Raw genomic sequence first — 10,453 nt, forward strand, 5'->3', positions numbered from 1 at the left:
TCATGAATGAGCTGTCGATTGTCCATAAGTAAAAGCCTCCTTGATTTGTTGATATGTAGCAAATGGGTTTTCTGCATCTCTGATCGCCCGACCGACGACGATGGAGTTACTGCCCTTCTGGCCGGCAATTTCAGGCGTAGCTATCCGTTTCTGATCGTGGGCATTCCCTCCAGGAAGACGAATCCCCGGTGTCAGAGCAGAAAGCTTCGTATGTCTGTGGATAAGCTCCGCTTCCTCCACCGAGCATACGACACCGTCGACACCGCTTTTCTCTGCCAGTTGTGCATAATGAAGCACGACATCATGGAGCTTTCGATCATATAAGAGCTCTTGTTCCATCATCGATTGGTCAGTGGATGTGAGCATAGTTACGGCAAGAAGGATTGGCGTATGACCAGCCGGTCCCTCCTGCAAGCCATGTTTCGCACTTGTCATCATCCTGCTTCCCCCCTGGGCATGGACGTTGACGACGTCTACACCAAGAGAAGCAAGGTTGCGCATCGCTCTCCGCACGGTTTCCGGAATATCATGAAGCTTCAGATCCAGAAAAATGTTGTGGCCGTTCTGTTTTAGACGTTCGATGATGGAAGCACCTTCCCTGTAATAGAGCTCCATTCCGACTTTAACAGGGATTCCTGTTAGCTGATGACGTTCAAGAAACCCGAGGGCTTCTTCCCCTGTTTCAAAATCAAGTGCGAAATAAACTGGTTGCAGTTCTTTCATCATGCGCCCCTCCTATCGCTTCTTCCACAGAAGAAAATCCATACTTGCGGAGTGTCTCCGGTAATTGATCGATGATCTCCTTACAAATGAACGGGTTCTTGAAATTGGCACTGCCGACAGCGACAGCGCTCGCACCTGCGAGTAAGTACTCCACCACATCTTCCGCCGTTTCAATTCCGCCCATCCCGATGATCGGTAAATCGACGGCAGCATAGACCTGGTGGATCATCCGGATGCTTACCGGTTTGATAGCAGCTCCTGAAAGACCCCCGGTCTGGTTGGCGATCACCGGTTTACGGGTTTTTGGATCGATACGCATCCCTGTCAATGTATTAATCATGGATAAACCGGACGCCCCGCCTTTTTCTACGGCCCTCGCCATAAGGACAATATCCGTAACGTTCGGAGAAAGCTTGACGTACACCGGTACAGCACTCGCATCGACCACTTTCCGCGTGACTTCTTCCGCCAAGGCGGGATCCGTTCCGAATTGGACGCCACCTTCTTTAACGTTCGGACAGGAAATGTTCAATTCCAGTGCATCGACGTGGGAAGAGATCCGCTCAGCGACAGAGACATATTCCTCAATGGTGCTGCCTGCGACATTCGCAATGATCGGCATACCCTGTTCCTTCAAAAAAGGGATCTCATCGCGGATGATCCCATCGACGCCAGGATTTTGCAGACCGATCGCATTCAGCATACCGCTCGCCGCCTCGGCTACTCTTGGCGTGGGATTCCCGTATCGTTTGTCACCGGTCGCGGCCTTCATGATGACTGCTCCAAGCTCAGTCAAATCATAAAACCCGGAAAATTCTTTCCCAAAACCGAAACACCCGGACGCCGGCATAACCGGGTTTTTCAGTACTAATCCTGGAAGGATAACTTGTGTTTTCATGAAAGGACAACCTCCTTCGCGTCAAATACCGGACCGTCACAGCAGATACGCCGGTATCCCTTCTCATCGTTCGCTTCGACGACACAAGCGAAACATGCGCCGATTCCGCACCCCATCCGTTCTTCCATAGAGATATAGCCGGGTTTATGATCCAGCTGTTTCTTCACCGCTTTCAGCATGACGGTGGGACCGCAAGTGAAATACATATCACAAGATTCCTCGACTGAAGGCAGGACATCGGTGACAAAACCTTTCGTACCAAGGCTCCCATCATTCGTCGTGATATGGACATCACCGAATTCAGCAAATGCTTCTGTAAGAAACGCATCTTCCGCAGATTGGAACCCAAGGACGCTCGTCACTTCTACTCCGTCTGCTTTCAGCTGTTTTGCCAAATTATAAAGCGGCGGTACGCCGATCCCTCCACCGACGAGCAGGGCATGGCGGATGCCAAGATTCTGTGCAGGGAATCCGCTGCCGCCCGGGCCTAAAACATCAAGGTCTTCCCCGACTTTTTTTGTTGTGAGCGCATCGGTCCCTTTCCCCATCACTTTGTAAAGCAGCGTAATCGTTTCCTCTTTCACATCCATGTCTGAAATGGAAACGGGCCTGCGCAGGTAAAACCGTTCGTCCACTTGAATGTGGACGAACTGGCCGGGAGCCTTTATATCATGGACGATATCCCCTTTCAAAAGGAGACGATACGTATCTTTGGCAATCTTTGTATGTCCGATGATATTCATAAGGGCTCGCTTCATGAAGTCACCCCTTCCATCGGTTCAATAGCTCTTGCCGTAAAGGACATCGCGTTGATGACGTCCACGATGGATCGCGCCGTATCAAGGCTTGTCAAGCAAGGAAGTCCGTGTTCCACAGCTTCCCGGCGGATACGGAATCCGTCAGAGCGGGACTGCATCCCTTTGTTCAGGGTATTGACGACGACGTGTACGTCTCCGTTTTGGATAAGATCGATGACATCGCGTTGATCGGACCCCACTTTACCGACTGCTTCAGCCGGAATAGACGCTTCTTTCAGAACAGCTGCTGTTCCTTCCGTTGCAAACAGGCGGAAACCAAGCTCATAGAAGATGTTGGCAATGTCGAGCATCTCATCTTTGTCCTTATCCGCAACCGTAAGCAGAACCGAACCCTGCGTTGGAATCTTGAGTCCAGCAGAAGTCATTCCCTTGTACAAGGCTTTCTCAAGAGTCTGGTCATAGCCGATGACTTCTCCAGTGGACTTCATTTCCGGTCCAAGCGTCGTATCTACGCTGCGAAGCTTCTCGAAGGAGAAGACGGGCACTTTCACATACACGCCGTTCGGTTTTGGTGCAACACCGGATTTGTACCCAAGAGACGCCAGCGATTCTCCAAGAATCACCTGGGTTGCAAGCCTAGCCATTGGAACACCGGTGATCTTGCTTAAAAACGGTACCGTACGACTCGCACGAGGGTTGACCTCCAGAACATACGCGGTACCCTTGTAAGCGACAAACTGGATGTTGATCAAGCCTTTCATATCCAGTTCCCTTGCGATTTTCGTCGTCGCTTCGATACACTGTTGTTCCAAATCAGCGGTTAAGCGCTGCGTCGGATACACGGCCATCGAGTCTCCGGAGTGAACGCCTGCCCGTTCGATATGCTCCATGATGCCTGGAATGAAGACGTCCTTTCCGTCTGAAATCGCATCGACTTCGATTTCCATCCCTGTCATATACTTGTCGACTAAGATTGGATGTCCGTTATGCACCGTAACATTCGACTCTAAATACGCTGCCAGCTCCTCTTCGGAATATACGATCGCCATGGCACGTCCACCAAGGACGTAGGAAGGACGAACGACCAGCGGGTATCCGATCTTTTCTGCTGCCGCATACGCTTCTGCTTCACTCGTGACACTTTCTCCGCCCGGTTTGGCTATATCCAGCTTATTTAACAGGCGTTCGAACAAGTCACGGTCTTCGGTCTTGTCAATTGACTCCATTGTCGTACCAAGGATCTGCACCCCTTGTTTAGACAAGTCTTTGACAAGGTTGATCGCCGTTTGACCGCCGAATTGTACGATGACCCCTTCCGGCTGTTCCAGGTCGATCACATTCATCACATCTTCTATGGTAAGCGGTTCGAAGTATAGCTTGTCCGAAACGCTAAAGTCTGTTGAAACTGTCTCCGGGTTGTTATTCATAATGATCGCTTCATATCCCATCTCTTTAAGAGCGAGTACGGAGTGAACCGTTGCATAATCAAATTCGACCCCCTGCCCGATTCGAATCGGGCCGGATCCGATGACGAGCACTTTCTTCTTCTCAGACTGTATGGACTCGTTCTCGTCTTCATACGTACTGTAGAAGTAAGGTGTCTCCGATGCGAATTCCCCTGCACACGTATCTACCATTTTGTAGACGGGGCGCAGTCCCTGCTCTTTTCGGACATGCATGATTTCAACAGATGTCGAGCCTGTCAGACGTGCGAGCTGCTGATCGGAAAAACCAAGCTTCTTGGATTTCTCCAGCAGTGCTGGTGTCAAACCGTTTTCTGCGATTGCGTTCTCTACTTCAATGATGCGCTTCAGCTTATGCAGGAAGAAGAAATCGATACCGGTGATCGCGTGAATTTCCTCGAGTGTATAGGACCTGCGCAGAGCTTCTGCCAAAAGGAAGATCCGCTCATCGTCTGCTTTTTTCATACGGAAACGCAGCTCTTCATCACCAAGCTTAACCGCGGACGGCAGATAGAATTCCTCGGTTTCCCCTTCCAGAGAGCGTACCCCCTTAAGCAGAGATTCTTCCAACGTACGGCCGATACTCATGACCTCTCCCGTCGCCTTCATTTGGGTACCGAGCTTACGATTTCCTTTGGCAAACTTATCGAACGGCCAGCGTGGAATTTTCGTAACGACATAGTCAAGAGCCGGCTCAAAGCAGGCGTAAGTCGTTCCCGTGACCGGGTTCTTAATTTCATCCAGTGTCATGCCGATTGCAATCTTCGCTGCAAGCTTGGCGATTGGATACCCTGTCGCTTTCGATGCAAGCGCCGAAGAACGACTGACACGGGGATTTACTTCGATAATATAGTATTGGAAGCTGTGCGGATCTAGTGCAAGCTGCACGTTACATCCACCTTCGATTTCCAAAGCCTGTATGATGTCAAGCGATGCATTTCTGAGCATTTGGTATTCGCGGTCACTCAGCGTTTGGGATGGAGCGATTACGATGGAATCTCCCGTATGAATACCTACCGGGTCGAAATTCTCCATGTTACAGACGACGATTTTGTTACCGGCGCTGTCACGCATAACTTCGTATTCTATTTCCTTAAATCCTGCGATGTTCCGTTCAATCAAACACTGACTTACAGGGGAAAGAGCCAGACCATTTCGGGCCGTTTCCCGAAGCTGTTCTTCATTATCGCACATTCCACCTCCGGCGCCGCCCATCGTGTAGGCTGGACGGACAATTACCGGATAGCCGATTTGATCTGCAAAAGCGAGGGCCTGATCGACCGTACTGACGATTTCACTCTCAGGTACCGGCTGTCCCATCTGGTGCATGAGGGAACGGAATTTCTCCCGGTCCTCCGCTCGTTGGATGGCATCAAGAGGAGTACCGAGCAGCTCGACATCGTAGCGTTCCAGGATCCCGGATTCGCTCAACTCTACCGCTAAGTTCAAACCGGTCTGCCCGCCAAGCGTCGGCAGGATTGCGTCCGGTTGTTCCTTCCGAATGATTTTCTTAAGAAATTCAAGGGTAAGAGGTTCCATGTAAACCTGGTCCGCAAATGTATGATCGGTCATGATTGTCGCCGGGTTCGAGTTAGCCAGAATGACTTGATAGCCTTCTTCTTTCAAAGACTGGCAGGCTTGTGTTCCGGAGTAGTCAAATTCCGCCGCTTGGCCGATGACAATCGGGCCGGACCCGATAACTAGAATTTTGTTTAGATCTGTGCGTTTAGGCATGAAGATTCCTCCTTCGTCTTCTCTTCCGTACGTTCGATTCTTTCAAGAAATTCATCGAATAAATGAGCTGTATCTTCAGGTCCTGGAGAGCTCTCCGGGTGGTATTGGACACTGAATACTTCAAATTCTTTATGTTGTAATCCTTCGACACTGTCATCATTCAGGGAATGCTGAGTCAATTCAAGATCCGTGTTCTGGAGCGACCCTCTGTCTACGGCATAGCCATGGTTCTGCGACGTCATATACGTTCTGCCTGAGCGAAGGTCTTTGACCGGTTGGTTGGCACCGCGGTGACCGAATTTCATTTTGGACGTGTCTGCACCGGCTGCAAGCGCGATAAGCTGATGCCCAAGACAGATACCAAAGATCGGAACCTTCCCGATCAAGCCGCGAATCGTTTCGATCGCTTCCGGTACGTCTTTCGGATCTCCAGGTCCGTTTGAAAGCATGACCCCGTCCGGCTTCAGCCGTTCGATTTCAGCGGCAGATGTATGATAAGGAACAACGGTGACGTGGCAGTTCCGCTTCGTGAATTCTCGCAGGATGCCGTGCTTCATTCCGAAGTCCATTAGAACGATCCGCTTTCCTCGGCCGGGAACGACATACGGTTTGACCGTGGATACCTGCTCCACCTGGTTCCTCGGGAGTTCTGCTTCTTTGAGCTCCTGCAGCACTTCGTTAACAGAGCGGTCGCTTGAAGTGATGATTGCCCGCATCGTACCGTGCTGACGAATGATCTTCGTAAGCTTTCTTGTATCAATTCCGCTGATGCCTGGAATATGTTTCGCTTTCAGGAAAGCATCAAGCGTTTCTTCATTTCTGAAATTGGATGGATGTTCACAATGTTCTTTGACGATGACACCGAGAACGGCCGGGTTGACTGTTTCAAAATCATCCCGGTTTATGCCGTAGTTCCCGACTAGCGGGTAGGTGAAAGTGACCAGCTGGCCACAGTAGGATGGGTCTGAAATTACTTCCTGGTATCCAGTCATTCCCGTATTAAACACGACTTCCCCTATCGATTCGCTGTCACTGCCGAACCCTTCTCCGACAAAAATTGTTCCGTCCTCAAGCACGAGTTGTTTCATATGAACTCTCCTCCCAAACTGTATTTCCATTCATTAGTGTACGTACCGGCCAGCCTTTCACTTTCCAGCCGTCAAACGGTGTATTTTTCCCTTTCGATACGAATGTTTGGCGGTCGATCGCCTTTTCTGTTTCCAAATCTACCAATGTAATATCGGCAGGAGCACCGACCTTGAGCGTCCCGTATGGAAGCCCGAAGGTTTCTGCAGGTTTCCGGCTTAACAGCCCGACAAGTTGTTCCAAATCAAGGACTCCCTTACCTACCAGGTGCGTGTAGAGAAGCGGGAATGCTGTTTCCAATCCTGTAATCCCGAACGGCGAGTATAAGAAGCCCTGCTGCTTCTCTTCTTCCGTATGAGGCGCATGGTCTGTCGCAATGAAATCAAGCGTTCCGTCCAGCAAACCGTCGATCAGTGCCTGATGATCCTCTTTGGAACGGAGCGGAGGATTCATTTTAAAGAAAGCATCATCTTCTTTGACGTCCGCTTCATTCAAAAGCAAGTGGTGAGGTGTCACTTCCGCTGTCACGTGAATGCCGGCCCGCTTTGCATCACGGATCACCCTCACAGATTCCTTCGTCGAGACGTGGCACACGTGGTAATGGCAACCTGTCGCTTCTGCAAGCAGGACATCCCTGGCAATCTGGACCGATTCTGCCACATTCGCGATACCCGGGAGATCAAGCCTCTCACTCACCTCTCCAAGGTGGGAGACACCCTTATAAACAAGAGAATTATCTTCACAGTGAGCAACGATCGCTTTTCCGTACTTCGCTGCTTCCTTCATCGCCTCATACATCGTACCTGCTGTCTGGACTCCGACACCGTCGTCTGTGAATGCAAACGTACCAAGACCGCTGAGTGCTTCCATATCGACAAGCTCTTTCCCTACCTGCCTTGTTGTGATCGACGCATAAGGGAGGACTCGGATGACGGCATCCCGATCGATAACCGCTTGGACCTGCTTCATTATCTCCACGGAATCCGGAACCGGCGTCGTATTCGGCATGGCACAGACGGTTGTAAACCCGCCTTTCGCTGCCGCTTGTGTTCCTGTTGCGATCGTTTCCTTCGCTTCTCCTCCCGGTTCCCTCAAATGAACGTGGACATCCACGAATCCCGGCAGGATAAGGTTACCTCCGGCATCGATGACCTCATCTGCCTCCCCTGCTGTAGTCTCGATTTCGACTATATGTCCATCCTCGATGACTACTTCACAGGACTCCAGGCTGCCTTCGACTATTCGTTTACCGTTGATGATTTTCTTCTTCATTTAAAGTTCCCCTTTCATCAATGCGTCGATGACGGCCATACGCACCGTCACGCCGTTCTTCATTTGGGTAAAGATCCTTGATTTACTGGATTCTACAAGGTCGCTGTCGATTTCTACTCCCCTGTTCACTGGAGCAGGGTGCAGAATGATGCTGTGTTCCCCCATGCGTGCTTCTCTCTCTTTCGTCAATCCAAACTGATCTAAATACGACAGGACAGAGGCACCTTGTTCATGTCTTTCATGTTGAATGCGCAGCAGCATCAGGGCATCACAACGATCGACCGCTTCGTCCATCGTTATGTATTGATCTGTAAGAGTCGGGTCCTGCCATTCCGGCTTTGTCACGAATGTGACGTTTGCGCCTAATTGTTTCAGGGCGTGGGCATTGGATCTCGCGACTCGGCTGTGTTTCAAGTCACCGGCAATCGTTACTTCCAGACCTTTGAAACTCTTAAAATGTTCGTGGATCGTATAGAGATCCAAAAGCGACTGTGTCGGATGCTCTCCGCAGCCGTCTCCAGCGTTCACGATCGAAAGGTTCAATCCTTTGGTACATTCCTGCAGGATGCCTCTTTCCGACTGCCTGACGACGGCGAGGTCGACGCCGATCGACTCCAGCGTTTTCAGCGTATCGTACAAGCTTTCTCCTTTCGTGACGCTTGAGGCTGCATCATCGAGGTGAAGGACGTCCATTCCGAGTCTGCGTTCGGCGATGTGGAAACTGCTCTTCGTTCTTGTGCTCGGCTCTAAAAATAAGTTGGCAGCGAACCTCCCTTGATAAGAAGGAAGACGATCCGTCTCCTCCATATGTTTCGCCGTTGCAAACAAGTGCATGATCCTCTCATTGGACAGCTTCTTCATGGATAATAAATGGGACAAGGATTCTATTGCAGGCATTCTCATCTCTCCAATCTTGTGATAATAGAGATACGAAGGGTATAAAAAACACCCCCAGGCGTCTGGGGGTGTCGTGCTCGCTGCATACGTAACGAGCCAATCCCTCGTACACCTTTCTGAGCCTCACAGGACTCGGTTAAAACGTGACTGAGTGTTGGTTATTTCAGGAAGCTGCGTGATGATTGTCTTTCTCTTTGTCCATATTTTCCTGAGCTTCGAACATATTGCCATTGCCGATGCCCTTTTCTTTGCCGGGCAGAATCAGGTTCAACAGGACGCCGATGGTTGCAGCTAAAGCCATACCGGCGATTTGGATGCTGTCGGTCACTTGGACGAACGCACCACCGACTCCGATAACAAGGATGACAGATGCGATGATCAGATTTCTCTTTTCACCGAAGTCGATCTGGTTATCGATCAGCATGCGCAGGCCGCTGGAAGCGATGATCCCGAAAAGAAGGATCGAAACGCCTCCCATCACAGCACTCGGTATCGAACCGATGACTGCGGTGATCATACTGACGAATCCGAAGAAGATGGCAATGACCGCCGCTCCTCCAATGACGAACACGCTGTAGACTCTGGTGATCGCCAGGACACCGATATTCTCTCCATAGGTTGTGTTCGGAGGGCCGCCGAGACAGGAGGCGATCATCGTCGCCACTCCGTCTCCGAGGATCGATTTATCAAGTCCGGGATTCTTAAGGAAGTTCCGTCCGACAACTTTGGATAACACCATTTGATCTCCCGTGTGTTCGGTGATTGTAACGAGAGCGAAGGGAACCATCAGGAAGACGATTTCCCAGCTGAACACATCGAACGGGGAGAAATCAGCAAACGGGACTACGAAATCCGGTGTATGGAATACTGCACTAAGGAACCCTCCGAGAGAGTCTGAAGATGTAACAGCCGACCACTCCGCCTGTATTTCAGTCGTATCTACAATCCCCTGGGTGAGGGCGAAAACATAGCCTCCAACGATTCCGAACAATATCGGAAGAAGGGAGAAGAATCCTTTGAAGAAAATCGATGCGATAATCGTCAACGCGAGCGTAACAAGGGCGACCATGAAGTGTGTTCCGCTGTAAATGTTTTCTTCCTGGCCGGGGAGGTACATCGCCATGTCAATCGCGGTCGAGGAAAGACCTAAACCGATGACAATGATCACCGGACCTACCACAATCGGCGGGAGAATTTTCATTAACCAGTTCGTACCGAAGATGCTGATTAATAATGCGATAAGCCCGTACACAAGGCCGGATAGAAAGCTTCCGACCATTGCTCCTTCTACCCCGTGTGTCTTCGATACTTCCATGATCGGATAGATGAAAGCGAAACTTGATCCGAGATAAGCCGGGATCTTTCCTCTGGTAATCAGAAGATAGGCCAGCGTCCCGAAGCCGCTTGATACGAGGGCGACCGACGGGGACAAGCCGGTGAGGAACGGTACAAGAACCGTCGCTCCGAACATGGCGAATAGATGCTGGAGGCTTAGGGTGAGCCATTTGTGTAATTTTGGTACGTCGTGGATATCCAATGCTGGATTATGTTTTGTCATGATGATTCCTCCTTAGTTCAGTCACAGTCATTGGGAGCAAAGGGGCATAAAAAAAACCCCTTTG

The 10,453-nt window shown here is 50.5% G+C and carries 8 protein-coding genes; all 8 read right to left on the reverse strand.

The genetic code is table 11. The features are described 5' to 3' along the window. The 8 genes from pyrF to D479_RS11805 all read right to left on the reverse strand — a co-directional run bounded on the left by pyrF (position 1) and on the right by D479_RS11805 (position 10,389). Positions 1 to 723 (reverse strand): orotidine-5'-phosphate decarboxylase, encoded by a 723-nt coding sequence (gene pyrF / locus D479_RS11770; RefSeq protein WP_008637269.1) that lies wholly within the window; start codon positions 721 to 723, stop codon positions 1 to 3. Continuing rightward, on the reverse strand, positions 689 to 1,621 hold the full coding sequence (locus D479_RS11775) for a dihydroorotate dehydrogenase (protein WP_008637271.1): 933 nt from the start codon (positions 1,619 to 1,621) through the stop codon (positions 689 to 691). Before D479_RS11775 ends, pyrF begins: the two co-directional genes overlap by 35 nt. Beyond that, positions 1,618 to 2,379, reverse strand: a complete 762-nt coding sequence (locus D479_RS11780; protein WP_008637272.1) for a dihydroorotate dehydrogenase electron transfer subunit — start codon at positions 2,377 to 2,379, stop codon at positions 1,618 to 1,620. Before D479_RS11780 ends, D479_RS11775 begins: the two co-directional genes overlap by 4 nt. Further along, the gene (carB, locus tag D479_RS11785) at positions 2,376 to 5,576 is read right to left on the reverse strand and encodes a carbamoyl-phosphate synthase large subunit (protein ID WP_008637273.1); all 3,201 of its coding nucleotides are present in this window, start codon (positions 5,574 to 5,576) and stop codon (positions 2,376 to 2,378) included. The genes D479_RS11780 and carB overlap by 4 nt, the downstream gene beginning before the upstream one ends. Continuing rightward, positions 5,555 to 6,664 (reverse strand): carbamoyl phosphate synthase small subunit, encoded by a 1,110-nt coding sequence (locus tag D479_RS11790; RefSeq protein ID WP_008637274.1) that lies wholly within the window; start codon positions 6,662 to 6,664, stop codon positions 5,555 to 5,557. Before D479_RS11790 ends, carB begins: the two co-directional genes overlap by 22 nt. Continuing rightward, positions 6,645 to 7,934, reverse strand: a complete 1,290-nt coding sequence (locus D479_RS11795) for a dihydroorotase (RefSeq protein WP_008637275.1) — start codon at positions 7,932 to 7,934, stop codon at positions 6,645 to 6,647. The genes D479_RS11790 and D479_RS11795 overlap by 20 nt, the downstream gene beginning before the upstream one ends. Further along, positions 7,935 to 8,813, reverse strand: a complete 879-nt coding sequence (locus tag D479_RS11800; protein ID WP_039871403.1) for an aspartate carbamoyltransferase catalytic subunit — start codon at positions 8,811 to 8,813, stop codon at positions 7,935 to 7,937. Positions 8,814 to 8,994: 181 nt separating this feature from the next. Beyond that, complete coding sequence (locus tag D479_RS11805) at positions 8,995 to 10,389, reverse strand: solute carrier family 23 protein (protein WP_008637291.1); 1,395 nt, start codon at positions 10,387 to 10,389, stop codon at positions 8,995 to 8,997. Positions 10,390 to 10,453: the final 64 nt, after the last annotated feature.

It is taken from the genome of Halobacillus sp. BAB-2008 (assembly GCF_000328325.1).
In the GTDB taxonomy this organism is placed as follows: Bacteria; Bacillota; Bacilli; order Bacillales; family Halobacillaceae; genus Halobacillus.

Coding starts and splice junctions, on each gene's coding strand:
- pyrF (WP_008637269.1), bottom strand. CDS start 723: ATGAAAGAACTGCAACCAGTTTATTTCGCACTTGATTTTGAAACAGGG.
- D479_RS11775 (WP_008637271.1), bottom strand. CDS start 1,621: ATGAAAACACAAGTTATCCTTCCAGGATTAGTACTGAAAAACCCGGTT.
- D479_RS11780 (WP_008637272.1), bottom strand. CDS start 2,379: ATGAAGCGAGCCCTTATGAATATCATCGGACATACAAAGATTGCCAAA.
- carB (WP_008637273.1), bottom strand. CDS start 5,576: ATGCCTAAACGCACAGATCTAAACAAAATTCTAGTTATCGGGTCCGGC.
- D479_RS11790 (WP_008637274.1), bottom strand. CDS start 6,664: ATGAAACAACTCGTGCTTGAGGACGGAACAATTTTTGTCGGAGAAGGG.
- D479_RS11795 (WP_008637275.1), bottom strand. CDS start 7,934: ATGAAGAAGAAAATCATCAACGGTAAACGAATAGTCGAAGGCAGCCTG.
- D479_RS11805 (WP_008637291.1), bottom strand. CDS start 10,389: ATGACAAAACATAATCCAGCATTGGATATCCACGACGTACCAAAATTA.